The organism is Arthrobacter sp. P1_C12_2, from assembly GCF_056406415.1.
Genome location: NZ_JBFUAF010000023.1, coordinates 57,998 through 83,253 on the forward strand (window position 1 = coordinate 57,998; position 25,256 = coordinate 83,253).

General features: G+C 65.2%; 20 protein-coding genes and 1 pseudogene. 11 read left to right on the forward strand and 10 right to left on the reverse strand.

The window, feature by feature from the left end:
- Positions 1-645: 645 nt before the first annotated feature.
- Positions 646-2,292, reverse strand: a complete 1,647-nt coding sequence (locus tag AC1DZQ_RS19910; RefSeq protein WP_476965123.1) for an FAD-dependent oxidoreductase — start codon at positions 2,290-2,292, stop codon at positions 646-648.
- A 114-nt stretch (positions 2,293-2,406) separates the two neighbouring features.
- Here AC1DZQ_RS19910 and AC1DZQ_RS19915 point away from each other — a divergent pair, with 114 nt between their 5' ends.
- Positions 2,407-2,988 carry a TetR/AcrR family transcriptional regulator gene (locus AC1DZQ_RS19915; protein WP_476965124.1) on the forward strand — a complete coding sequence of 194 codons (582 nt, stop codon included), beginning with the start codon at positions 2,407-2,409 and terminating at the stop codon, positions 2,986-2,988.
- Between the two features lie 251 nt (positions 2,989-3,239).
- Positions 3,240-4,349 (forward strand): diacylglycerol/lipid kinase family protein, encoded by a 1,110-nt coding sequence (locus tag AC1DZQ_RS19920; RefSeq protein ID WP_476965125.1) that lies wholly within the window; start codon positions 3,240-3,242, stop codon positions 4,347-4,349.
- 86 nt (positions 4,350-4,435) lie between these two features.
- Here AC1DZQ_RS19920 and AC1DZQ_RS19925 read toward each other — a convergent pair whose 3' ends face one another.
- The 3 genes from AC1DZQ_RS19925 to AC1DZQ_RS19935 all read right to left on the reverse strand — a co-directional run bounded on the left by AC1DZQ_RS19925 (position 4,436) and on the right by AC1DZQ_RS19935 (position 8,629).
- On the reverse strand, positions 4,436-5,095 hold the full coding sequence (locus AC1DZQ_RS19925) for a response regulator transcription factor (protein ID WP_476965126.1): 660 nt from the start codon (positions 5,093-5,095) through the stop codon (positions 4,436-4,438).
- A complete protein-coding gene (locus tag AC1DZQ_RS19930; RefSeq protein WP_476965127.1) occupies positions 5,092-6,267 on the reverse strand; it encodes a sensor histidine kinase in 1,176 nt (391 codons plus the stop codon). The genes AC1DZQ_RS19925 and AC1DZQ_RS19930 overlap by 4 nt, the downstream gene beginning before the upstream one ends.
- Before the next feature lie 163 nt (positions 6,268-6,430).
- Positions 6,431-8,629: an MMPL family transporter gene (locus AC1DZQ_RS19935; RefSeq protein WP_476965128.1), complete on the reverse strand. Its 2,199-nt coding sequence runs from the start codon at positions 8,627-8,629 to the stop codon at positions 6,431-6,433.
- A 1,395-nt stretch (positions 8,630-10,024) separates the two neighbouring features.
- Between AC1DZQ_RS19935 and AC1DZQ_RS19940 the strand changes: the two genes are divergently transcribed.
- The 6 genes and pseudogenes from AC1DZQ_RS19940 (at position 10,025) to AC1DZQ_RS19965 (ending at position 15,332) form a co-directional block, all read left to right on the forward strand.
- Complete coding sequence (locus AC1DZQ_RS19940; RefSeq protein ID WP_476965129.1) at positions 10,025-10,984, forward strand: helix-turn-helix transcriptional regulator; 960 nt, start codon at positions 10,025-10,027, stop codon at positions 10,982-10,984.
- On the forward strand, positions 10,977-11,840 hold the full coding sequence (locus AC1DZQ_RS19945; RefSeq protein WP_476965130.1) for an SDR family oxidoreductase: 864 nt from the start codon (positions 10,977-10,979) through the stop codon (positions 11,838-11,840). Before AC1DZQ_RS19940 ends, AC1DZQ_RS19945 begins: the two co-directional genes overlap by 8 nt.
- 168 nt (positions 11,841-12,008) lie before the next feature.
- Positions 12,009-12,989 (forward strand): aldo/keto reductase, encoded by a 981-nt coding sequence (locus AC1DZQ_RS19950; RefSeq protein ID WP_476965131.1) that lies wholly within the window; start codon positions 12,009-12,011, stop codon positions 12,987-12,989.
- Positions 12,990-13,086: 97 nt separating this feature from the next.
- Positions 13,087-13,359 (forward strand): annotated as a pseudogene (locus AC1DZQ_RS19955) (DUF2255 family protein); the annotation flags it as partial.
- Between the two features lie 183 nt (positions 13,360-13,542).
- The gene (locus AC1DZQ_RS19960; RefSeq protein ID WP_476965132.1) at positions 13,543-14,808 is read left to right on the forward strand and encodes an MFS transporter; all 1,266 of its coding nucleotides are present in this window, start codon (positions 13,543-13,545) and stop codon (positions 14,806-14,808) included.
- Positions 14,809-14,810: 2 nt separating this feature from the next.
- Entirely contained in the window at positions 14,811-15,332 is a 522-nt protein-coding gene (locus AC1DZQ_RS19965) for a cyclophilin-like fold protein (protein WP_476965133.1), read from the forward strand.
- A 158-nt stretch (positions 15,333-15,490) separates the two neighbouring features.
- On the opposite strand, the gene AC1DZQ_RS19970 is transcribed toward AC1DZQ_RS19965, so the two are convergent.
- Positions 15,491-15,619, reverse strand: a complete 129-nt coding sequence (locus AC1DZQ_RS19970; RefSeq protein WP_476965134.1) for a hypothetical protein — start codon at positions 15,617-15,619, stop codon at positions 15,491-15,493.
- Positions 15,620-15,822: 203 nt separating this feature from the next.
- Here AC1DZQ_RS19970 and AC1DZQ_RS19975 point away from each other — a divergent pair, with 203 nt between their 5' ends.
- Complete coding sequence (locus AC1DZQ_RS19975; protein ID WP_476965135.1) at positions 15,823-16,248, forward strand: acyl-CoA thioesterase; 426 nt, start codon at positions 15,823-15,825, stop codon at positions 16,246-16,248.
- A gap of 1,251 nt (positions 16,249-17,499) precedes the next feature.
- On the opposite strand, the gene AC1DZQ_RS19980 is transcribed toward AC1DZQ_RS19975, so the two are convergent.
- The 5 genes from AC1DZQ_RS19980 to AC1DZQ_RS20000 all read right to left on the reverse strand — a co-directional run bounded on the left by AC1DZQ_RS19980 (position 17,500) and on the right by AC1DZQ_RS20000 (position 23,673).
- Positions 17,500-18,906, reverse strand: a complete 1,407-nt coding sequence (locus AC1DZQ_RS19980; protein WP_476965136.1) for an FAD-binding oxidoreductase — start codon at positions 18,904-18,906, stop codon at positions 17,500-17,502.
- A gap of 75 nt (positions 18,907-18,981) precedes the next feature.
- Entirely contained in the window at positions 18,982-22,248 is a 3,267-nt protein-coding gene (locus tag AC1DZQ_RS19985; RefSeq protein ID WP_476965137.1) for an ATP-binding protein, read from the reverse strand.
- A gap of 362 nt (positions 22,249-22,610) precedes the next feature.
- Positions 22,611-22,946, reverse strand: coding sequence for an SDR family oxidoreductase (locus tag AC1DZQ_RS19990; protein ID WP_476965138.1), 336 nt, complete (start codon positions 22,944-22,946; stop codon positions 22,611-22,613).
- Positions 22,864-23,433, reverse strand: a complete 570-nt coding sequence (locus AC1DZQ_RS19995; protein ID WP_476965139.1) for an SDR family NAD(P)-dependent oxidoreductase — start codon at positions 23,431-23,433, stop codon at positions 22,864-22,866. The genes AC1DZQ_RS19990 and AC1DZQ_RS19995 overlap by 83 nt, the downstream gene beginning before the upstream one ends.
- Before the next feature lie 45 nt (positions 23,434-23,478).
- Positions 23,479-23,673 carry a nuclear transport factor 2 family protein gene (locus tag AC1DZQ_RS20000; protein ID WP_476965140.1) on the reverse strand — a complete coding sequence of 65 codons (195 nt, stop codon included), beginning with the start codon at positions 23,671-23,673 and terminating at the stop codon, positions 23,479-23,481.
- Positions 23,674-23,729: 56 nt separating this feature from the next.
- On the opposite strand from AC1DZQ_RS20000, the gene AC1DZQ_RS20005 reads away from it, so the two are divergent.
- Positions 23,730-24,131 (forward strand): Rossmann-fold NAD(P)-binding domain-containing protein, encoded by a 402-nt coding sequence (locus AC1DZQ_RS20005; RefSeq protein WP_476965141.1) that lies wholly within the window; start codon positions 23,730-23,732, stop codon positions 24,129-24,131.
- A gap of 694 nt (positions 24,132-24,825) precedes the next feature.
- The coding region (locus AC1DZQ_RS20010) for a Clp protease N-terminal domain-containing protein (protein ID WP_476965142.1) at positions 24,826-25,256 on the forward strand (431 nt) is incomplete at its 3' end.

Genomic DNA, 25,256 nt, shown 5'->3' on the forward strand with positions numbered 1-25,256 from the left:
TTATGTGGGTCGGATCGGGCCGGATCCCGCATGTTTCCGGGGGAGTCCAGTGTTTGCAAGGGAGGGAATGCAGTTCGAGTCCCACCTCGGGCACAGCATTTCGCCTCGTCAGAGGGGTTTTTGCTTTAACGTGTGCATTTACCCCGGTCGGGTCCCTCTGGCGCTTGTCGCGGCGCTGCCGGGCCGCCCGCGGTGGCCTGTGAAGTTGTCTGAGTGGCGGGGTCAGGGCCCTGGCTGGTGGGCAGTCCGCCTGCTGGGATGTGGGGTCATCCGGGTCTCCTTTCTGGCTTGTTCTGGTTGGCCGTGGTTGGTCCTGTACCTATTCATGTCGTGGGGTTCTGTTGACGACATGACCTGCGGGGATTTCTTTCCAGATTCTTGGCCTCGATCCGCTGATTCCTGGGGCCTTGGGAGAAACTGGTGGCTGTTTGTCCGTCCAAGGGTGGCGTGTACATTGTCCACACCGGAGTGTGTCTCCTGCCGTTGCTTCTTTGGGACTCCCTCTTTGCATACTTCTGCTGACACGAGTTCATGCGGCCGCGAGTTCTGTGTGGTGTGACTTTCAGGTTCCCCGGGCGAAGGCCAACTGACGTTGGGGGACAAAGCCGAGGGACGGGATGCGTACTGTCCCTCCCTTCCCTGCCGTCAGCCGCCTTGGCGTGCCATGTGACGAGCACCGCGGAGGCCGAACACGACGGCGGGTCCGATGGTCGAGCCCGGGCCGGGGTACGTCCGCCCCATGACCGAGGCGGAGTTGTTGCCCGCCGAGTAGAGGCCTTCGATGACAGTGCCGTCCTCGCGCAACGCACGGGCCTGGGCGTCGGTGACGACGCCGCCCTTGGTGCCGAGGTCTCCGATCACCACCTGGAACGCGGTGAATGGGCCCTTTTCGAGCGGACCGAGGCAGGGGTTGGGGTGAACGGTCGGGGCGCCGTAGTAGCGGTCGTAGGCTGAGTTGCCGCGGCCGAAGTCGCCGTCGACGCCGGTCCGAGCGAAGCCGTTGAACCGGTGGATGGTTGCCTTCAGACGAGCAGGATCCATGTCGAGCTTCGCGGCGAGCTCGGCGAGGGTGTCCGCCTTGACCATGATCCCCGCCTCCTTCATTGCTTTGTTGTTCTTCGGGTCGATCGCGAAGGTGCGCAGATAGCGCCGGGCATGGCGCACGTCGCCGACCATCCAGTACGGGCCGTCCTTGTCGTGCTCGAGCATGTGGTGACCGAGGTCGACGTAGGACTCGGACTCGTTCGCGAACCGGTCACCCTTGGCGTCGAGGATGATCGAGTATGGCAGGGAACGCTCTCCGACGATGAACGCGGGGCCGTGACCCGGCGCTGCGGCAATCGATCCTCCCCACCACGCGTCGTCCATGAGCTCGAGCGCGGCGCCAATATCCTGCGCGATCTCGATGGGGCGCCCGAGGTTGCCCGGGGCGCCCGACGGGGCGCCGTCGATCCCGTGGTGCTTCTGGCGGAGGTCCTTGTTGTGGTCAAAGCCGCCGCCGGCGAGCATCACGCCGCGCGTCGCGCCGATGGTCACGGGCCTGCCGTCACGCGTGATCCGCGCCCCGACGACACGACCGTCCTCGACGATGAGTTCCTGCAGCGGCGCATTCAGCCACAGCTCAGCACCCTGCTTCTGCACGACGACATCGAGGAACGCAGCGGCGAACCCGGCGCCGATGCCGCCGAGCTTCTTGCCGGTGACCACGCCGCCCAGGGCGCGGAAGACGAGCTGCGCCCCGCGGACGAATCCGGCCGGCGTCGACCAGGCGCGACCCAGGAGCCACACGTCGTCGGTCTTGACCGGCAGCGCAGCGGGCGCCTGGCACGTCTTCCACCAGTCACCGATCTTCTTGATGTCGAACGGCTTCACCTCGAGGCCACGGCCGATCTTGCCGCCCGGGAGCTCGGGGTAGTAATCGGGGTAGTCCGCCGCACGCAGGAAGGTCACGCCGTACTTCTCGGCTGTGGTGATGAAGTCGGCGACGCCGTCGACGAATGCCTCCTTGCGGGCGCGCGTCGTGGCACGACCCTCATCGCCGACCGTCGCCTCCAGGTAGGTCAGCGCCTCGTCGCGGGAGTCGCCGGCACCGTCGCGCTGCATGAGCGGGTTGTCAGGCAGCCACATGCCGCCTCCGGACATGGACGTGTTGCCGCCCCACTTGCCCGTGCTTTCCAGCAGGAGAACCCGCAGGCCCTCGTCTGCGGCGCCCATGGCTGTTGCCAATCCTGCGGCGCCGGTGCCGACGACGACGACGTCATAGCTGTGGTCAAAGAACTTCGACTCTGACATACCTTGCTCCTTCGCTTCCCGGACCCCTGTGTCCGGGTGGGATGCAGCCCGGCCGACGCCGGGCTTATTTGCGTCACTCTATGACATAAATATCTCGAGGACTAGAGTGTTGCCATGACCGCAGCTGCGACACCGAAGGCACCTCGCGGGCGCCCGGTCGCCGTCACGGCTGAAGAGATCGAGGCCGTCGCCCTGCGCCTCTGGTCGGAACACGGATTCCACGAGGTGTCCGTCGCCGATGTCGCCGCCGAAGCGGGCGTCACCGCGCGCACGATTTTCCGCCGATACCCGACGAAGGCGGACATCGTTTGGGGCCCGCTCGCAGCGTCGTTCCAGATCCTTTCGGATGCCCTGGAGCAGACCTCACCGCGGGCCCCTCTGTTCGAGCGCGCGCGTACCGCCCTTGTGGAGATGATTCGCGAAGGCGACGTCCACCCGACCGCCCAACACCGGATCCGCATCGTCGGACGGACCCCAGAACTGCAGAGCAGCACATCGGCCCCGTTCCGGCTGTGGCGTCAGAGCCTCTACGACTTCGCCGTCGCACAACCGGGCGTCGACGCCCTCCGCGCCCAAGTGTTCGCCTGGTCCGTGCAGAGCACGGCACTGGCCGGGCTCATCTGGTGGGTGGAGCAGGAGCCGGGAACGGCTCCATGGCAGGCCGTGGACGAGGCGTTCGCACAACTCACCGGCTGAGCCGGCCGGGGCATGTCGCCTAAGGATGACGGCATAGAGGACTACGCCACCAGGAAATCCTGCCTTTCCCAAGACATGAATTCCGCCGCAACGGGGGAGAGACGTTAAGTCACGGGGTCCAAACTGTCTGTTTCTGCCCGGCCGCCGCTGACCGTCAGAATGTCGCCTTGGATCATGTACTGCGGTTGCAGTACTTGGGTCGGTCCTTGCAGACGATGTGGGGTGATGCCCTTCCCGGGGAGCCTTGATCTATGCACCTGAACCAATGCGATGTAGCCGCAACCACCCCCCTGCATCGGGAGGCCACTACAGCCGCCCCGCGAAGCGCGGCACGCGCGGCCGTCGTGGTGAACTCGACGAAGTTCGCTCATCCGGTTGAGCTAATTCGTTTCCGCGCCCGCGTGGATCAGGAATTTCGACGCCATGGATGGATTCCGCCGCTTTGGTTTCCGACGACTGCGGCGACACGGGGAGGTCAGGAGGCCCGAAGGGCCGCGGCCGCCGGCGTGTACATTGTGCTGGCTGCCGGGGGCGATGGGACGATCCGCACGGTTGCCCAGGAACTGATGGGAACGGGCCTGCCGTTGGGACTGTTGCCGGCGGGTACCGGAAACCTGCTGGCTCGTAACCTCGGAGTCCCGCACAATGATGCCGCAGCGGCCGTTCGGATGATCTGCGAGGGCCAGGATCGTGCTGTGGACGCCGGCTGGCTGGAACTCGACCGGACAGGTGACGGCACATACACCGAGCGTTACCCGTTCCTGGTGATGGCCGGTACCGGGTTCGATGCCGCGATGATGGCCGGCGCCGGTCAGAAAATGAAGCAGCGCCTTGGGCACGCGGCGTATCTGGTCTCCGGAGCACGCGCTCTTGGCCGCGTGATGGAACCAACGACATTGCGCGTCGACGGTCGGCTGGTCCTTTCCCAGCCTTCCCAAGGCGTCATTGTCGGCAACTGTGGGACGCTGACCATGGGCCTGTCGCTGATGCCCGAGGCCGACCCCAGCGATGGAATGCTTGATGGCGTGGTCTTGCTTCCCCGCAGCATCTCCGCCTGGGCCAGAGTCGCCTGGGCGGTGGGCACCCGCAACCCTCATTCGCACGCTGCCATGCCGCGTGTCCGGGGCCGCGGCATAGAGGTCCGCAGCGAAACACCGCAACCGGTGCAGGCGGATGGGGAACTGATGGGGCTCGCTTACGGCCTCCGCATAAACGTTCAGCGGGCCGGACTCATAGTGCGTTGTCACTCCGTCCAGCCGCCTGGCATGGTCGGTTCTGGGGGTTCGATGTGTCAACAGACGTTGGAGCCGCACGACTGGACGGCGAACGAAGTCGTGGAAAATACACCCGTCCCGGTGTGATTATCCAGCGTAGGCAACGCCCGCCTGAAGAGGCAGCAGGGTAACCACTGCAGGCACGTGCGGGCGAGGACCAGACAGCAGGTGGGTCAGGAGGCAAGACCCGCACGGTATGCATAGGCCACCAGTTGGGCGCGGTCTCTGGCCCCCACCTTCGCCATGGCCCGGTTGGCGTGGGTCTTGACCGTATAGGGCGAGACAAACATGGTTTCGGCGATCTGTTGGTTGCTCTGGCCCGTGGCGATAGCGATGACGACGTCGCGCTCTTTAGGCGTGAGGGCGGAGAACAAGTCCGCCAGGGCGGGGTCGACGTCGACCTGCCGCTCTTCGGCGACCCGGTCGATCAGCGCGGCAGCGGCAGTGGCGGAGAGGGCACCCCCTCCGGCGGCGACCTCCTCAATTCCGGCCGCGAGTTCGGCAGGTCCTACGCCCTTGCTGAGGAAGCCGTTGGCTCCGGCCCGCAGCGCGGCAAAGACGGTTTCGTCGTGATCGAATGTTGTCAGGATGATGATGCGGACGCATTCGGCCGGGATGCTTTGCCGGATCCGGCGGGTCGCTTCCACGCCGTCGACGCCCGGCATGCGGATGTCCATCAGGACCACGTCAACGTCCAGTTCGCCGAGCAGCCGGACCGCCTCCAGTCCGTCCCCAGCCTCGCCCACCACGGTGATGTTGGGCTGGGCGTCCAGAATCGCGCGCAGGCCGACGCGGATCATTTCCTGGTCGTCGACAATGAACACGCGGATCATTGGATCATCCCTCCGTCCGTCTTCAGTGTCGCCGTGACGCGGAACCTGCGGCCATCGTCATCGACACTCAAGCGGCCTCCGGCCGAGCGCGCGCGTTCACGCATGCCCACCAATCCGTAGCCCCTGCCTTCACCGCTGGTCTTCCGGTTACTTACACAATCGTTCTCCGCCACAATGCTCAGGTGTCCGTCAGCAGAGCGGATGGCCAGTTTCACCTGTCCCTGGCCGTGCCGCTGCGCGTTGGTCAGTGCCTCCTGCACGATCCGGAAGGCAGCTAGACCCACCGTCGGGTCCAACTCCCCGGTGTCTGGGTCGATGACGAAATCCACAGCTACACCTGCGGCGCGGAATGTTTCGATAAGTGCCGGTATCTGCGCGATATCAGGTGTCGGGCGGTGCGGATCGTCGTCATCGCCCCCGCGGCGCAGCACGGCGAGGATCAGCTGTGTTTCGTGGAGCACACGGCGCACGCTGGCACGGGCAGAGTCCAGCGCCGTGCGGGCGGCCGTGTCTCCAGCGGAGAGGCTCACTTCGGCCACGCCAAGATGCATCCCGAGCACGGCGACCTCATGGCCCACGACGTCGTGGAGGTCCCTGGCTATGCGCACCCGTTCCTCAGCGATTCCGCGTTCAACAGCCAGGTCAGCTGTTGCTTCGGCGTCGAGCGCGCGTTGCTTCATGGACTCGAGGTAACCCTGCTGGGCGCGCACGGCGCTGCCGACCGCAGCCCCTACGGCACAGCATGCCGAGGCCACGAGGGCCACAGATGCCTGAAAGTTCCAGTGCTCCCGGATCACAAGGGAGAAGTAGACGGGGATGCCGGCGATCAGCAGCGCGACAATGGCGCGCGTACCGCGCACGGTCACGGAGAACAAGGTAAAGACGACGACCGACCACATCGCCACGAACTCGGTCGCGAGGAGAGCTGCAGCGACCGCGCCGAGGACAACGAGGATCAATCCGAGCATGCGCCGGAATCGGCCCAGGACGAGGCCTGCCGCCACGAGAACGACGCCCGTGTAGCCGAGCGGCGGTTCACCGGACAGCCCCAGCACGAAAATTTCGGTGACCACAGCGGCCCAGCTCAGAATCAGAACCACGCGGTCGAGGAGTTGGCCGCGCAGAAACCAGGCCAACCCCGGCGATGCCGACGCGGCGGTGTTTGATGTCATCCCACGATTATCGTTCACTCGCTGCTTCTTTCTATTCTGCAATGCACGGCGCCGGGGCAAGCAGAAGCTCGCATCACGTGTCCCACAACACGGGACTCGCCGGCGTCCGGACGGGCGAGAGGGCCCCGCAGTGCTGCGGGGCCCTTCCGTCAGGGGAAACTCATCAAGCGTTCACGAGAGCACGTTCCTCGTGGGCGTCCTCGTGAGCGTCGCCGAGGCCGTGGCCTTCGGTGTCGAGGTTGGGCAGGATCTTGTCGAGCCATCCGGGGATCCACCAGGCACCGTGTCCGGCCAGCGAGAGGAGGGCCGGCATGATGATCATTCGCACCAAGAAGGCGTCGGCCAGGACTCCGACCAGAAGTCCGAACGCGGTCTCGGCCGCGAACGTCATCGTGCTGGAGGCGAAGCCGCCGAACACGAAGCCCATGATCAGCGCGGCAGCAATGAGCACGGGTCCGGACTTTCGGAAACCGGTCATGATCGCGTCCTTCGGGGACCGTCCGCCGACGTATTCCTCGCGGATACGTGAGACGAGGAACACCTGGTAGTCCATTGCCAGGCCAAACAGCACCCCGACAAGGATGATCGGCAGCAGGCTCATCATCGGGTCGCCCTGGGGTGCCTGAATGATGCCCTTCAGCCAGCCCCACTGGAACACGGCCGTGAGCGCACCGAATGCGGCTCCAAGCGAGAGCAGGTACCCGACGGTGGCGAACAGCGGCACGAGCAGCGACCTAAACATCACCATCATCAGGAGGAAGGAGAGGATGACGATCACGGCGACGTATTTGATCAGGGCCTGGGTCATGAGGGCCGTGGTGTCGAGCCCGATCGCGGTCTCACCGGTAACTTCGAGGTGCACTCCGCTGATGCTGGAGGCGTCGTCGCGGATGTTTTGGACGAGGTCTTTCGTGCCCTCGTCGATGGGCCCCCCGGCCGGGATGACCGTGATGAGTGCCGCGTCGCCGGCACGGTCCACGGCGCCGGGAATGACGGCGCTGACGTTGTGGAGTCCTGCGAGTTCGCTCTCGATCGTCTTGATCTGGCCGGAAATCTTGTCGCCCTCTGCGAGGACCATCAGGGGCGACTGAACGCCGCCGAACTTGTCCACGATGAGGTTGTAGGCGTGCCGCTGGGTGGAATCGGGGCTGCTGCCGCCGGGGATGTTCGCAGCCGTCTTCATGCTCATGAACGGCACGGCCAGGACGGCGAGGACCGCCACGGCTCCGAGCAGCATCGGCAGCGGACGGTGGGTGACCGTCTTGCTCCAGCCCCCAACGAAGGAGCGGCGCGTCAGCTCCGTTTCCTTGATCTGGCCGTCCAGCAGCTTCTTGCGGTCCTTGCGCGAGAGCGCCTTCAAACCCAGGGACTTCATGAGGACGGGCAGCAGTGTCAGTGACATCAAGACGGCCACGATGACCGCGAAGGCTCCCGCCAGGCCCATGTCGCGGATGGCGGGGATGTCTGTGATCCAGAGACCGACGAGCGCGATGATCACGGTCAGGCCCGCGAAGACGACGGCGGTCCCGGCAGTTCCGGTGGCGCGGGACACGGCGTCGTCGACTCTTCGCCCGGCGCGTAGCTCTGCGCGGAAGCGGGTGAGGATGAAGAGGGAGTAGTCGATGCCGACTGCCAGTCCAAGCATGCTCGGCAGGGTGATCGTGGTGGAGTCGATGGGATGGATTGCCGACCAGGCGACGACGCCGATGGTGCCGATGGCCACGCCGGAGATCGCGACGAGCATATTTGCGCCGGCCGCGACAAGCGACCCGAACGTGATGAGCAGCACCAGGAACGCGATGAGGATACCAGCGACCTCACCAGGGCCGAACGCTTCGTAGCTGTCTTCCGCGATGGCACCGCCGACCTGGGTGGTGAACTGGGAGCCCTGGTCCTGGGCGAAGCCGACGACCTTTTCGTAAGTCTCCGCGCCATTGTCATCGGTGATACCGGTGAACTCCAGGGTGGACACGACTGTGGTGCCGTCTTTGGAAATGTAGGGGCGTAGAACGTTGTAGGGGTCGCTGACCGATTGCACGTGCGGCAGCGCTTCGGCCTGGGCCAGGGTCGACTCGATGGCCGCCTTGGTGTCAGCGTCGTTGACGTTCGCAGCGCCGTGTGTCTCGATGACGAGCTGCAGCGTCTTCTTATCCGGGCTGCTGTTCATGTCGGGGAACTTCTGCTGCACCGTCGCGAGGGCATTCGCTGCGCTCGTCGACGGCATGCCGCCCGTCGAGCCGCTCATGTCGGACGACGTTGCGGTGATGCCGGTGAACACCGCGAAGATCAACACCCAGGCGGCGATGATGATGAACCGGTGCCGGGCGCTGAAGCGCCCGATCGCGGCAAGGACATTAGGCATGATGTACTCCAAGGAATTAGGGGGTGCCGCTGCACCGTTGGGGCGGCTGGCTACTCTCTAATGCTCCCCAAATGCCTTCTCGCAGTCATCGTTCGATCCGATCGATCGATGTACTGCATTTGGAGTAGTCCCGGCGCAAGGCCGTACTGCGATCGGCCTGCCGGGGCCTGAGCCCGTGGCTCAAGGGCCGGGCGAAAGCAGGTCCGCCCGGTGCGTCGCGGCTCCCGCAGGTATGCCGGAAGCCTGTACCTGCCGCCGATGAGCGCCCTCCCGCACCTGCGAGGCAACCGTCGAAATCAGCCCCGCTCCAGCGAATAGCCCTGGGGGACGGCGGAAATTGCAGCGGGAACTTGTGAGAACAAACGAGAACCTCATCCCTTCGAATCGGGAATCGGTCTTCTGGCAGCGGAATGTCTAAGCGATGAAATTGGCGTGTGTACAAAGTACACACTTTGGGCTTCGGACTGGGTCGTACTGGGGTCGGATCGGGCCGGATTCCGCATGTTTCCGGGACCTCCCAGTGTTTGCGGGGGCTGGAATTGCAGTTCGAGTCCCACCTCGGGCACGTGTTTTCCCTCTTCAGGGGCTTGTGGGCCGCTGGGTGTGCACAAACTGTTCACTGATGGGTCCCTGCGGGGCCCATTTTTGTTGGTGGCCGGTTTGGTCTGGCGGCTCCTTCTCTCGGCTTGGACAGCGGTGTTGCTGCGTACTCCTTCATGGCCGGGAGCGCTTGAAACTGCATGACTTGCGTGACTTGGCGCCAAATCGTCATTGTCATTCCTGCCGACAGCCGGAATTCCTCGATGCTGTTCTCGAGCATCGGGTGCGGGCCGGGTGAACCGATCGAGTTTGGTGACGACCAGGGTGCCACCGGCTCGGATAGGCGCAAGGGCTTCGTTCAGTCCCGGCCACTACTGTTCGGTCCGGTCGTGCCGTGGTCACGATTGATCAGGCCCTCGGGGACGACCCGTAAGCGCCTTATGCCGCTCTGTCAGATCCTGTTCGTTGGTGGAGCTCCGGGCGTAGCCGATGATCTGCGCGGAAAAGAGTGCAACTATCGCGATTGTCCAAGGTGAGCGGGACAGTTTGCGGCGGGGTATTCGCGAATCCAGGATTCCAGTATCTGTATCGGATTTCCCGCAGCGCCAGTGCCGGCGGTTGGTGTCGCGGTGGGGCCGGCATGCGGGACGCAGTGAGTTGTTTTGCCACGGCGGCGCGGTGAGCGGTCTCGGATATCCACAGCTCGGCAACGAACACCGTGTCGGTTGCTGGTCGTTAACCCCCACTTCGTAAACGAGACACCCAATTTATGAGTGTCCACACCTGCATCCTCCTCAAGTGGGGGTGTCTGATAGACACTGCCACCGTCCGTCCAGCCTGCGTAGCGTGGGGGATGTGGAAAGAAAAGAAGAAATCCGTGACTTCCTGATCTCGCGGCGCGCGAGGATCACCCCGGAGCAGGCCGGCATCCCCAACTATGGCGAGCTGCGCCGCGTGCCGGGCCTGCGCCGTGAGGAAGTGGCGCAGCTCGCCGGCGTGAGCACGGACTACTACACCCGGCTGGAACGCGGCAGCATCCGCGGCGTATCGGACTCGGTGCTAGACGCTGTGGCTTCCGCCCTTCAGCTGGATGAGGCAGAGCGGACGCATTTAATGGATTTGGCGAGGACGGCCAACACGCCGGCCCGGCGTACGGCGCACCGGCCGCCGCAGCAGCGGGTCCGTCCCGGAGTCTTGCGTTTGCTGGACGGGATGACCGGAGCGGTCGCTATGGTGCAGAACGGACGTTCGGACGTGTTGGCCGCCAACCTCTTGGGCCGAGCGCTGTACGGGCCAGTGTTCGAGTCCGCAGCAGCTGCTGGTCCGGAGACGCCAGGCCAGCTGCCGAACCAGGCACGCTACCTTTTCCTCGATCCGGGCGCCGGGGACTTTTACCCCGATTGGCGCGCGATCGCGGCCACCACGGTGGCGATGCTGCGCCTGGAAGCTGGACGGAACCCGCACGACCGGGCATTGAACGAGCTGGTCGGGGAGCTGACTACACGCAACGGGCTGTTCGCCGCGTTGTGGGCCGGCCATGACGTTCGGATCCACACCACTGGAACCAAGCGCTTCCACCATCCGGTCGCAGGGGACTTGTCGCTGCAGTTCGAGACGCTTCACCTTCCCGGCGATGAGGGACAAACCCTGTTCACCTTCACCGCTGAGCCCGGCTCTGCGTCCGAAACCGCGCTGGCTTTCCTCGCCAGCTGGGCCGCATCGCCTCCCGAAACCACCACCAGCGGATCTTCCCCGGATCTGCGCTCCCACGCGCGGCCCGGAACACTCAACCCAGGAAAGACAGAACATGACTGAACAAAACAACGACAGGACCGAACAAAAGGTCTGGTTCATCACCGGCGCCGGCCGCGGCATGGGCACCGACATCGCCAAGGCCGCTCTGGCCGCCGGACACACGGTGGTTGCCACCGGACGCAACCCGGAAAAAGTCACTCTGGCCGTGGGCGCGAGCGAGAACCTGCTGGCCGTGAAGCTCGATGTCACCGACCCCACCGCCGCTGAGGCGGCCGTGCAGGCCGCCGTCGAGCGGTTCGGCCGGATCGACGTGCTCGTAAACAACGCCGGCAACTTCTACGCCGGCTTCTTCGAGGAAATCACCCCGCAGGACTTCCGGAGACAAATCGAAACCACCATGTTCGGACCCATGAACGTCACCCGCGCGGCCCTGCCGGTCATGCGGGCCCAGCGCTCAGGCCTCGTCGTCACCATCTCCTCCACCGCCGGCATCGTCGGCGGGGAGTTCCTGACCGCCTACGCCGCGTCGAAGTTCGGTGTGGAGGGCTGGGCCGAGTCCCTGGCCCCGGAAGTCGCCCCGTTCGGCATCCGCACGATGATCGTTGAACCGGGATTCTTCCGCACCGAGCTCCTCACCCCGGAATCCACCAGCTACGCGGAACCCACCATCGAGGACTACGCCGAGCGCACCCAGCAGACGGTCACCGCGTGGAAGGGCATGAACGGCCTGCAGGGCGGGGACCCGGCCAAGCTCGCCGACGCCCTGATCCTACTGGCCGAGCTGGACGAACCGCCGCTGCGCTTCGCCGCCGGAGCCGACGCCGTCGGAGTCTTCGAGACCAAGGCCAAGGAACTCCAGGCCCAGGCCGAAGCCCACCGCGAACTCTCCAGCAACCTCGCCCACGACAACGCCTAACACCCACTATCGGCGCCGGCCGCGTCCCCAAACCTAGGGCGCCTGCCGACCGATCGATTCAAGCAAACCCCGCAACACTTCCGTGGGACGCACGTGGCTAGCGCCTGCCCAAAAACCGGCCCCAGCCGACGTCCCAAGCCTGAGTACCACAGCGAAAGGAAACACAACATGAAGAACGCACGCCTCGGAGGCCTGGAAGTCTCCCGCATCGGACTCGGCGCCATGACCATGGCGGGCACCTACACCAGCGAGGGCGCCCTAGATAATGTGGAGTCGATTCGCACAATCCACCGGGCACTCGAGCTCGGGGTCACGCACATCGACACCGCGGAGATTTACGGGCCGTTCCTGAGCGAGGAGATCGTCGGCCAGGCCATCAAGGGCCGTCGCGACCAGGTCAAGATCGCAACGAAGTTCGGCTTGGTCTCCCATTCCGGTGCCGGTCCGGGCGTGATCGACAGCAGCCCGGCGAACGTGAAGGCCGCCGTCGAGGGTTCCCTCAGGCGCCTCGGCACGGACCACATCGACCTCTACTACCAGCACCGGATCGACCGGGACACCCCGATAGAGGAGACCGCCGGAGCGGTCGCGGACCTGATCGCCGAGGGCAAGGTGCTGCACTTCGGGCTGTCCGAGGCATCCCCGGAGACCATCCGCCGGGCACACGCCGTGCAGCCGGTCTCGGCACTGCAGACCGAGTACTCGCTGTGGACCCGCGACGTCGAGGCGGAGATCCTGCCGCTGCTGCGCGAACTCGGCGTCGGCTTCGTCCCGTACTCACCGCTCGGACACGGCCTACTGACCGGCCAGATCCGCTCCGTCGACGACTTCGCCGACGACGACTGGCGCAAAACCAACCCGCGGTTCACGGGCGAGAACTTCCGCCGCAACCTCGCGATCGTCGACGAGGTGAAGGCCATCGGCGCCGAGATCGGCGCGACCCCCGCACAGACCGCCCTCGCATGGCTGCTGACCCAAGGGAACGACATCGCCCCGATCCCCGGCACCCGCCGGGTTACCAGGGTCGAGGAAAACACCACGGCCGACGGCATCGAACTCACCGGCGACCAGCTGGACCGGCTGAACGCCCTCCGACCCGCCGCCGGGGAACGCCACGACGAGGCCAACATGGCCTCGATCGAACGCTGATCCGAAGGGACAGAGCTGAGCAGCTCAAGACGATCGCCGAGACCGGGGACCTGTTTGTCTCCCCGGTCCGCGAGGATGGCACCACCCACGGCACGCCCACCAGACCTGGGCGCTGGTCGTCGGCGGCAACGTGTACGTGCGCGCCGCCAACGGGCAGGAATCCCGGTGGTACCGGGCCGCAGTCACCCAGAAGGCAGGACGCGTCCGCGTCGCGGGCACCTACCACGACGTGACGTTCGAGGCGGCCGGGACCACCGACGAAGCCGCGATCGACGCCGCCTACGAAGCCAAGTACCCAGGCAGCTCGGCCGTGCCGATCATGCAAGGCCACGGCCCGAAATCAGCCTCCATTCGAATCTCGCCTCGCTAGGCCCCAAGGACCACACCGCTGACGGGCATCGCGTGAGAGCTCATGGGCCGCGGCACGACCACCCAGCCGGCACCGCGCCGGCGGACACCAGCACCAAGACAAGCGGCGCGGATGCCCGATCCGCGCCCCGTCCTGCCGTCCCGACCGCAGGCCCGCCACACTCTCCAAGGAAACAGGAAGACCATGACCAACTCGGCCGTGACCCTCACAGAACGGGCCGCTCGCCCCCCGGAACCGGCTGCGCCCACGCGGTTCCCGTGGGTGCCGATCCTCGTTCTAGGGTTCGCCTGGTTCCTCGCCGTCGCCATCGAACTCAGTCCTGCCGGGCTGCTCGGCGGCATCGCGGCCGACTTGAACATCAGCACCGCAGCCGCCGGAACGCTCACTACGTCCTATGCGCTTGGCAACGCGATCCTGGTGCTCCCGCTGACCGCACTGGCCCTGCGCTTCTCGCGGCGCAGCGCACTCAATGTCGTCATGGTCGCTTTCGTCGGCAGCAACGTAATCGTCGCCGTTGCCCCGACCCTGGTCGTCGCCGACGTGGGCCGGTTCGTGGGCGGCGCCTGCTACGCGCTGATCTGCACCCTCTTCCCGGCAGTCGCCGTTCGCATCGCCGGGCCCCGGCACGCCGGGAAGGCCATCACCGTCGTCTTCGCCGCCACCAGCCTAGGGATTGCGCTCGGTGCACCCCTCGCATCGTTGGCGGGAAACGCCTTCGGTTGGCGGGTCACGTTCGTCGCTGCCGCCGCGCTTGCCCTGATCGCCGGCGCGCTGATGGCCCTTATCGTTCCCGCCGTGCGGGAACGCCAGGAGAAAGGCCTGTCGTTGATTCAGACGGCTCGGCTGCCCGGAGTGCTGCGTGTCGCAATCGGATGGGCACTGGTCATGCTCGCCCACTTCGTCGTCCTCACCTACATCGACGCCTATCTCGAGGACCTCGGCATCCCGAAGTACATCACCAGCGTCACCCTGTTCCTGATCGGGGCCAGCGGACTGGTCGGCACGATCCTGATCGGCCGACTTTGCTCCCGATCGGTGTACGCCGCCCTCGTGGCGGCGCCCATCACCGTCGCCGTCGGGTTCGCCGTGCTCTTCTTCAGCGGCGGGAACCTCGTCATCGTTCTCGTCGCCGTCGCACTATGGGGGCTGGGCATCGCCGCCGCAGTCGTCGTCTACCAACAAGCCATCCTGCTTGCCGGACGCCGGGCACCTGAAACGGCCACCAGCATCGGCGTGCTCCTCGCCCAGGCCGGCTTCGCCGCCGGCGCGACCGTCGGAGGCGTCACCCTCGACTCCGTCGGCGTCGCCACCATCCCACTGGTCGCCAGCGCCTTCGTCGTCGGATCGATCATCATCGCCACGACCCTTCGAAACACCATCCGCAACGCGGCCGCACAAGCCCCTGGCGCTGGAACCTACCTGCCCCAGACACCCCCGAAAAAGGACTGACCATGAAGAAAGCAATCACACTGATGATCGGAACGGCCGCGGTTCTCGCCCTTGCTGCCTGCTCCACCGAGTCAACATCGACGCCGGTCGCATCGCCCATGTCGACAATCACGGCCACGACGCCCGCGGCAGCCGCATCCTCGCCTGCCCCCACCGCAGAGCAGGTGGCCGGCGCCACGCCGATCACGATCACGATCGACGGCACCGCCATCGCCGCGACGCTCAACGACTCCGACGCCGCCCGCGACTTCATCGAATCGATGCCCGTCACGGTGCCCTCGATCCGGAACGCCGGCATCGAGTATTTCGGGGCAGTCGCCTCCCGACTCACCGAAACCGGCCCCTTCTATGACGATGTCCGCCCCGGCGACATCGTGTACTACGCACCCAAAGACGAAGTCGCACTGATCTTCAAGCCCACCAGTTCCCCGGGACAGCTCACCAAGATCGGCGAAATCACTTCCGACCTCAGCATCTTCGACGGACTGCCCGAAGACGCAGACATCCTCTACGCACTCGGCTAGATCAGCGCCTCGCGCAGAGGTTGGCAGAGAACCGTGTGAACACTGCGATCCAACTCCACTCGCCCTTTCGAGGACCTAGGTTTTGTCAGTCAACTCCGGGCGGACGGCTAGCTTTGCGAAGGCTTTAGCAGCACGCGGCACTCGCCGTGGGCCCATTCTCAGAACCAGGTCGGTTCGCGGCGCGCGTGGTGCTCCTCTATGGCTGAGACCTCGCCGTCTGTGAGGCCCAGGTCGAGGGCCGCTGCCGCATCGGGCAGCGAGCCGGAACCTTCGCCTTCATCCCTCACGTCTTCCGGGGCATGACCCGCAGCGAGGTGTCCTGGCGGATCTCCGACCACTACCCGCTCTGGTGCGAATTCCTGCTGGCCTGAGGCGAGGACCGGTCACAGGGCGGCTCCTCAGACGGGGATGCGGGCTCCTGAACCGCTGGGGCGGATCGGCTCGCTTGCGGGTTCGCCGAGCAATATTATGGCAAGCGAAGGGAGGCTGAATGGCGAAGGTACCGATCGTTTACAAGAGCACGCACCGGGTCAAGTTCTCCGAGCTCGACCCCTACAACCACGTGAGCACAGGGGAATACGCGACCTATTACGCAGATCACCGGATGGAGGGCCTGCGGGACTATGTCGGTTGGGATCTGGAGACCCTGGGCACATTGCCGTTCATGGTCTGGGTCCGGAGGATGGAGATTGACTTTCTGCGGCCTGCTCGGGGCGATCAGGAGATCACCATCACGTCGTTTGTGCGCGAGTTCCGCGGGCCCGATGCTCTTATCGAGTGCGCCATGGTCGATTCCGGCGGAACGAACGTGTCGCGTTGCGTCATGACTGTTGCCCACGTCGACAAGGAAACGAGTCGCGCGACGGACTGGCCGGCCGACGTCATGGCGTTGTTCTTCGAAAAAGAAGCCTCATGAACGCTTCGGGTCATGAACTCAGCCGGCTGCCGGGCAGATCGACGCCGGGGTCGCAGAAATGCCTCTATCTGGCGGCACGCATGCGCAGCTATGCTCTGGGCATGGGGATGCCAAAGCACTGAGAGACCCTGAATGCCTGGAAGCTTAGGCCGAGAATTGCCGCGGCAATTCCGGTGGGTTTGGCCTTCACCTGGGTCGTCAGAAACTTCAGTCCGGTGGCGCCTGACGCTCTGGCCATCCCGGTCGCATGCGTCGTAATCTTCACTATCGCGAGACGCTTTCCGCGCCGCAAACCGGCGATCAGAGCCGCTGAGACGCGGCGTTCAGCACCTGTCGAACTGTAGGCCGTTCCGTCCGGGCGCCCCGTGGTCCATGAAGCCGAGCAGGTCGCCGGCGGTGAGCCGTTCGGTGATGGCGCTGCGGAGGCGCGAGGGATACGGGTTCTCTAACGCCAGCAGTTCTTGTGAGCGGTATGCCCCGCGCATTTAGTCCGCACAAAGAAGAGAGGCACCTCTGCGGTTTGAAGTGCGGTGGTCCGATTGAGGGAAGCCGGGATGGCGAAATTGGGGTGTCTACATTGTGCACATTTCGTGCGTCGGATCGGGTCGTATGTGGGTCGGATCGGGCCAAATTCCTTATGTTCCGGGGGAGTCCAGTGTTGGCAGGGGCCGGAATGCAGTTCGAGTCCCACCTCGGGCACAGCATTCCCCCTCGTCAGAGGGGTTTTTGCTTTGACGTGTGTACCTTGACCCTGTTCGGGTCCCTCTGACGCCTGTTTCGGCGCTGGTGCCTGGCGCCGCGGTAGTCTGTTCGGTTGTGTGGGTGGCGGGGTCAGGGCACCGGCTAGTGGGCCCTCCGCTTTTTGGGTTGTCAGGTCATTCGGGCCTCCTTTCTGGCTCGTCACGGTGGGCGTGGGGGAGGGCTGGTTCCCGTTTGTCCGGCCAAGAGGGGTGTGCACGTTGTCCACACCGGAGTGGCGTTCCTGCCGTTGCTGCTTTGTGGCCCGCTCCTTGCCTGCTTCCCACGAGACGGGCAGGAAGATCCCCGGAAACCCGGGGATCTTCCTGCCTCAACTCACGCAACTTCAGGTTAGGGGTTTGCTGGGGCCGCCGGCCCATCCGCTGTGTCAATGTTGGTGAAATTGGCACCCTTTGATGATTGAGAAATTGAGCGATAACAAGATCACCGCAACGGCGGCGTTACGGGTCAGTTGCCGGGGGAATCGAGTTGCCTCTGGCGCAGGCAGTGCTGTCACACCGTGGGGGCGATGTTCTGGTTCAACCGGAATAGATTGGTGGGGTCGTATTCGTTCTTCAGTTCCACGAGCCGCCGGTATGTATCCGCCGGGTACGACGCCCGGACGAGCGCCGTATTCGCTTCACCTGTGAAATTCACGTAGGCCGCCACATCCGGACCGAGCGCGGACGTCACGCCCCGGGCCCATTCGACGGCATCCGCGAACCCTTCCGCCGTCGGCGTGCGCGCAATAACGTTGACGACGAATTCCTGGTCGCGGAGTGCGAAGGCCGTTGCTTCGGCCGGAACCCGGGCGACCGCGCCGCCAAGGTGGTGCAGGTGAATCTCCGTCATGGCGTTGGGGAATGCGGCAAACGAGTCCAGCAGCACGCGCACGGACGTGTCGTCGGCGGCGCGCAGAAATGCCGAGCGGAAATAGTTGTGCACGCCCCGCGGGTACAGCGGATCGAGCGCCTGCTGCCACCCCGCGTACGGGTTGGCCGCGAACACATCGGCGATGACCGTGCCCAATGACCGGAACGGCGCGGTGGCGGCCTCGCCGGCATCGAGATCACCAGACCAGCACCCTCCCACAGCGATGACTGGCTTGCCGTGCACCGATTCTGGCAGGAACGGGACCGGCGGCGCCGTGGTCATGTTGACCAGCGTGGTCAGTTCATCGGGGGCCGCCGCGCAGGCCGCCCGGTAGCCGCGCAACACCTGCTCCGCCTCTTCTGCGGGGTAGAAAACCAGGCCGGAAAGGACGATGGGCCCCACTTCGTGCAACTGATAGTCGAAGGACGTCACCACCCCGAAATTGCCGCCGCCGCCGCGCAGTCCCCAGAACAAATCGGGGTGCTCGTCGGCGCTGGCGTGAATAAACTGCCCGTCAGCGGTGACGACGTCGGCGCCGACCATGTTGTCGCTGGCCAGCCCGTGCTTGCGCACGAGCCAGCCGATGCCGCCGCCGGTGGTGAAGCCGGCGATGCCGGTCGATGACACCAGGCCACCGGTCACCGCAAGCCCGAATTGCTGGGTCTCTGCATCCACGTCCTTCCAGGTACACCCTGCCTGTGCCGCCACGCGGCGGCGGGCAGGGTCCACCTGGACCCCCTTCATCAGCGAAAGGTCCAGCACGATACCGTCGTCGACGGTGGAAAACCCGGGGATCGAATGGCCACCGCCGCGAACCGACAACGGCAACCCCTCGCTGCGAGCGAGATCGACGGTGCGGATCACATCTGCCACACCCGCACAGCGTGCGATGAGCGTCGGGCGCCGGTCGTGGGCCCCGTTCCAGATGCTGCGTTCGTGGTCGTAGTCCGCGTCCCCTGGCCGGACGACCTTGCCGCGCAGGCCGGCGGCGAACTCGGCGATGGTGGCCTCGCCGATGCGGGTCGGCCTAGTCTGCGTCGTTGTCACGATGCGTTCCTCCTGATTGCTGTTTGTTTGTCAGATCCATTTGTCAGATCCAGCAATCACGCTAGTGAACCGTACTCAACGAGCACTCAACGCCGTCTCAACATCATCACCCGAGTCCCGCCTACGCAGTGCGGCCAGCCGCTGACCGGCGATGAGGCATCTCGTTCGGTCGAAAATCGCCCCAGCCCTGTCAATTTCGCGGGCCGCCCGATGCGGGTCGCCGAGCTCGTTGGATAGCTCCGCCACCATCAACCGTTGCCAGCCAGTGTGTCGCCGCCATGGAGCGACCTTTTCCGCTGCCTGCCTGTACATTTCTCGCGCTGCCCGGACCTCCCCGGAGATCAGTTCGGCGGCACCGAGAATGGTCAGCGTGGCGCCCATCCCCACCTGATCTCCCGCGGACTCAAACCCTGAAAGGCAACGCCGAGCGTCTGTCAGGCCGCGGTCGATATCACCACCCATGACGCGGAGCAGGGCGATATTAATCTCGGTCAGCAGCTCGCCGCGTCGGTCGCCCAGGCCGAGCCGAAGCTCCCGCGCCATGGACAGGGCCTCATCGGCCGCGCTGTGGTCGCCACAGTCGCGCAGAATGCAACCAAGTTGGTGAAGTGTTTGCGCCCTAGCCAGGTCATCTCCTAACTCGGCGAAATGTTCGGCTGCATCCGTGATGACGGATATCGCAGACTGTGTGTCTCTCGAAAGCCTGGCCGCGTAGCCGATCGCGGACAGCACGTAGCCTTTGGCTTGGACGACGCCAACCCGCCGGCCCAGCAGCAGCGTCTCCTCGACGCAGGGGACCAACCGTCCGGCGATCGGGACCAGTTGCAGGCTGGGCGTGATCACCGGCAGGAAGGGTGGGGTGCTGGTCTCAGACTGTGCGAGTTCGCTCAGGCAGGCGTTTAGGTGACGGGCGGCGAGTGGTCCGTCCTCCCGGGACAACGCGCACTGGCCGAGCAGCCAACTGCTGGCAGCGCAATGTTCGGGTCTGCCACCCTCGACTGCCTCGGTGTGCACGTCGGCTGCCAGCTGTTCGGCCTCGTCCAAGTCGAAAGTGCTCCAGGCGAGCGAGGTCTCAATGAGCCGGGCCATCGCCACCTCGTCGGGGGTGCCGATCTCCCGCATAATTGCCAGGGCCTCCGCGCCAAGCGCCCGATGCCGATCGCCGCGGCCCTGCCGGCTGTCCAGCCCGGTCAGACCGATCAGAGCGGCCGCGCGAGGCCGGGTCGAGTCGGGAGCCACCGCCAAGGCACGCTCGACCCAACGTGCTCCCTCGACCGCGTGACCGCGGACGAACCAGAACCGCCACAGGCTGGCGGCGAGTCTGAGCGCGGTCTCGGGCTCATGGGCGCACGACCAGCGCAGCGCAGCGCGCAGGTTGTCGTGCTCGCCGTCGAGCACCTTCGGCTGTTCGATGACCACCCCGGTGGCCCGTTCGGGATTGTGAGATTCGGCGACGGCAAGGAAGTAAGCGCAATGCGCAGCCGCCAGTTGAGCCGCCTCACCTGCATGATCGAGATTCTCGTGGCCAAACTGGCGGACCGTCTCCAATTGCCGGTATCGGGTCCCGGCGCCCCTCCTTTCGGTGACCACCAAAGACTTGTCCACCAGCTTGGCCAACAGGTCGAGCAGTTCGATCTGCTGGAGGAGCGCGTCAGCGCAGACTGCTGCCACAGCGCCGAGGGTGAAACCACCAGCGAACACAGACAGCCGGCGCAGCAGAACCTGTTCCGGTTTGGTGAGCAGTTCGTGGCTCCATTCCAAGGTGCCACGCAGCGTCTGGTGCCGCGTGACGCCGCTGGTTCCCCCGCCGAGCATGGACAAAGCATCGCCCAATCTCTGGACGATCTCGGCGGGTTCGAGTACCGCGGTTCTGGCTGCGGCCAATTCCAGGGCCAGCGGCATCCCGTCGAGCCGTCGGCACAACTCTGTCACCCCCTGCGCGTTGTCGGCGTCGAGCGCGAAACCCGGCCGGACCTGCGCTGCCCGCTCAACGAAAAGCCGGACAGAAGGCAGACGGCCCAGCACTGCCAGGTCGAGAGCGTCGGTCCGCAGGGGCGAGGGCAGGGGCAATGACGGCACCCGGTAGGTGTACTCTCCGTCGGCATGGAGTGGCTCCCGGCTGGTGGCCAGCACTTTAACCCCAGGGGATCCGTCGAGTAACGCGACGACGAGTTGCGCACAGGCCGCGAGCAGGTGTTCGCAGTTGTCCAGCACGAGGAGCAGCGAGCGTCGCCGCAGTTGGTCGACCAGCGCTTGCACGCGGCTTGGTGCCGCGCCGGAATCCAACCCGAGGACCTCGGCTACGGCATCGGCCACCAGTAGCGACTCCCCAACGGCCGCGAGGTCGACGAACCAGACTCCGTCCACGTACTCGGGACGAACTGTCTTCGCGGCCTCCAATGCCAGTCTGGTCTTGCCGCTGCCGCCAGCCCCGGTGAGGGTGAGCAGGCGAGCATGGCGCATCAGCCGCTCGACGTCAACGAGCTCACGCTCGCGCCCGATGAAGCTTGTCAACGGGGATGGCAGATAACCGATGGCATCCACTTTGCCGGTCACGCCGGCGGGCTGGTGGAGGCGCTCCTCGGGCGGCGAGCCGGTCAACAACTCGCGAAACAGTCCCATGGTCCGGGTGTCCGGGTCGGTCCCGAACGCGTCGAGGAGTTCGTCGACCAGCCGCTCATATCGTGCCAAGGCTTCCGACCGCCGGCCCATTCCAGCCAGCACCAGCATCTGCGCGCGCACGGCTCCCTCGTGGACGGGGTCGGATTCGAGCGCRTGGGTGAGGATGACCAGCGCTTCCTCCGGTGCGCGCTGCGCCACCGTGGACGCCAGTTTCACCAGTACCTCGCGATGGATTTCCCGGAGCTCATCGCGGCGTGTCGTCAGCCAATCCGCATCCGGCAGATCCGGCAGAAGATCACCACTGTACAAGTCGGCCGCATCGCGCAGGCTTGCCTCGACACCCGTAGCCAACGCTGCCACGGCCGAACGCTCGAACTGCAGGACATCGACAACGACCGGGCCCGTGTTATCCAGCACGACCACGTCACCACGGATGGCGAGCAGCCCGTCGCTGCCGGCTCCAGCGCCAGCGAGCGTACGGCGAGCGACGTACAGGGTCTGATGCAGATTTCGTGCGGCGGCCACCGCCTCCATGTCAGGCCACAGGCGGTCCAGTACCTGCTCGCGACGGCCACGCTGACCACGCGCCAGCGCCAGCATCGCCACCACGGCCTTTGCCTTCTGCAGCCGCCAGTGGCTGTTCTCGACGGCGTTCCCGTTGACGTACACGATGAACGAGCCGAGAAGCTGGATGCGCAACCCGCTTTGGGTAGGCTTCATGGTTCTTCAGTATCCGCTCGCCAACCGGCGTTGTCGAACAACGAAATTTCCCACACGCCCGCTGCCTTGGCGCACTCTGTGAGCGGCCCATCACTAGCAAGCAAACCACCAGAACCACAGCAGCCAATCGCCCCCGTCCGGCTGGATTCAGCAGTTGGGGAAAGTGCGGTTTCCGCTGACATCGGCTTGGGCCCCGTCCAGGAACGCACGCTTACGCTGCCCACAACCGGGGACAATCCTCATGGGTTATCCGCCGCTACGGCTGTGAGGGAGCTACCCCAATGGCTCCCCATTCCAGCCGTGGATAACCCGAATCGACTCCCGGCTGTGGACAGCTGGAGTGTTGGCCTCGGAGCCAGATCCTAGAGCTGCCCGGCCCGCATTGCGGCGATGACCCCGCCGTCCATGAGGAGGTCCGAGCCCGTGATGAAGGCGCCTTCGGGACCGAGGAGGAAGGCCGCAGTGGTAGCCACTTCGGCTGGGGTGCCCATGCGCCCGGCGGCTGAGGTCTGGATCATGGTGCGGTATCCTTCGGCGAACGGCCCCGACATCTCGTCCTGGGCGAGCGGGGTGGAGATGATGCCGGGGCTCAGGGAGTTGATGCGCGCCCCGCGTTCACCCCAGGTGAGGGCTGCCGCCTGGACGCGCAGGGCGTTGCCTCGCTTGGCCAGGGTGTAGGCGGCGCCGGAGTCGCCCACTTTCCCGGCGGCGAGGAAGGGCAGGTCCAGAAGTTTCCGCCGTCGGTGTATAGGCCAGCGCGTGTTCGACCTCCCGGGGATAGCCGTCGCCCATGTGCCCGGCCATGCTGGAAATGACGATTCCGGACCCGCCCGGAGCGATGACCCGGCCGAATTCTTCCAGGATGTAGGCGGTGCCGAGAAGGTCAACGCTGAGCACCCGTTCGGTCGTTGCCTGGACCGGGGACACCCCGGCGGCGAGGACGACGCGGGTGACGTCTCCCAGCGATGCGGCGGTGTCAGCTAGGGCGGCGACGGCGTCGTGGTTGGAGATGTCGATCGGGTGGGTGGTGACGTCGTAGCCTTCGCCGCGGAGCTGCCCGGCGGCGGTGTTCATGGTTTCCTCGCTGTAGTCGGCGAGCAAGACCTTCCGGCCGATGCCGGCGGCGCGGCCGATCGCTACTCCGATGCTGCCCGAGCCGATGATGACTGCTACTTCTGCTGCCATGGTGGTTTCCTCTTTACTTTCGTTTGGCTTTGGCGGTGTTGTTGTTTAGAAGGTTCGTGCCTGGGAGTGGCTGGCTTTCCACACACCGCCGGCGCGGACGTAGGTCGTGGTGGACACCAGCGGCCAGGTCCCCCGGGAGCCGTAGATGGTGGCGTCGATCAGGGTCCTTGTGACGGCGACGGCTGAGTCGTTGTCGATGGTGAAGGTGGCGGAGAGCTCTTGGACGTCGCGGAGGTGCACAATCCAACCTCGGCGACCGGGTCTTCCCCGCAGCCCTGGCCGGGAAAACCGCCAATGTGCTCGGCAACGCGGCCCAGCCCCACACTTACACCTACATCCCAGACATCGGCGAAGGTCTCGCCGTGCTCGGCGGACACCCCGACGCCCCGGGAGAAATCTGGCACCTGCGCAACGACCCCGAAACCCGCACGACACGAGAACTCGTCGACATGATCTACAAACTTGCCGGCCAGCCCCGCGCCAGGCTCCGCGCCGTGCCGCCGCTGCTCCTGCGCGGCCTCAGCCTCATCAACCCCACTGTTCGGGAACTCCTTGAAATGCAGTACCAATTCGAGGAACCCTTCATCGTCGACAGCAGCAAAATAGCGGACAGGCTCGGTCTCAGGGCAACACGTCTCGATCAGGCCATCGCCGAGACACTCCTGGATTACGGCGCTGACGAATCCCCGCCCGGCTGAAAACCCTCTAGAAGGGCAACTTGCCATTCCGGGGTCAGGACTGCGGCCAAGTCTGATTCGGTGGCCGCTGTCGACGGCCCAGGGGCGGCTCAATCAACCTGGTCCGAAATGCCCAACCAGCAGCCGTGAAGATACAGGAGTGGGCTCAACGTAACGCATACAGCCCCAGCGCCAGGGGAGCAACCAGCCGGCACATCTCAGAGTCCCACGACGGCGCGCAAGGGTGATCTGGACTTAGGCGCTCCGCCGCACGGCTAGCGGAGATCGTTCCTGACCTGACGGGTCACGTATGCGCTGCTATCGGCGTTTCGACAAACGTGTCGCTGGTGTTTGCGCCAAGCCCTTTTGGCCAGGGCGGCATCGTTGGACACGACTCGATTTGTCACGGTATCCGTGCCGCATCAGTCATGGGCGCGGGCTCCCGACTTCAACCGTCGGTTTTCCCCGGTGTATTGGCACCGGATCCAGATCCTGAGTTCCACCCAACGGTCGGTTTCAGTGGATACGCGACGCAGATTTGCCGCCCGCCGACAGGCAACGCCATGGGCACAAGGGACAAGTCCTTGATCATCACCACTCACCCGGGGGACGTCAGGTGAATCCGGCTCTCTAATATCCTGCCTCGGGCGAACGCCCCAAGTGTGCCTGAGGCGACGTAGCATCAAGGTATGGGGGCAGCCAGGAGTGTGGCGAAATGTTTGAGCGATTTACGGACCGTGCCCGTCGCGTAGTTGTGCTTGCCCAAGAAGAGGCGCGCATGCTGAATCACGGTTACATTGGTACCGAACACATCCTCTTGGGTCTGATCCATGAGGGTGAAGGTGTTGCCGCCAAAGCCCTTGAATCCTTGAGCATTTCGCTCGACGGTGTCCGCGAGCAGGTCCAGGAGATCATCGGCCCGGGCCAGCAGGCGCCTTCCGGCCACATCCCCTTTACCCCTCGTGCCAAGAAGGTCCTGGAGCTCTCGCTGCGCGAGGCCCTGCAGCTGGGCCACAACTACATCGGTACCGAGCACATCCTCCTCGGCCTCATCCGGGAGGGCGAAGGCGTTGCCGCCCAGGTGCTCGTCAAGCTCGGCGCCGACCTGAACCGGGTCCGCTCGCAGGTCATCCAGCTGCTCTCGGG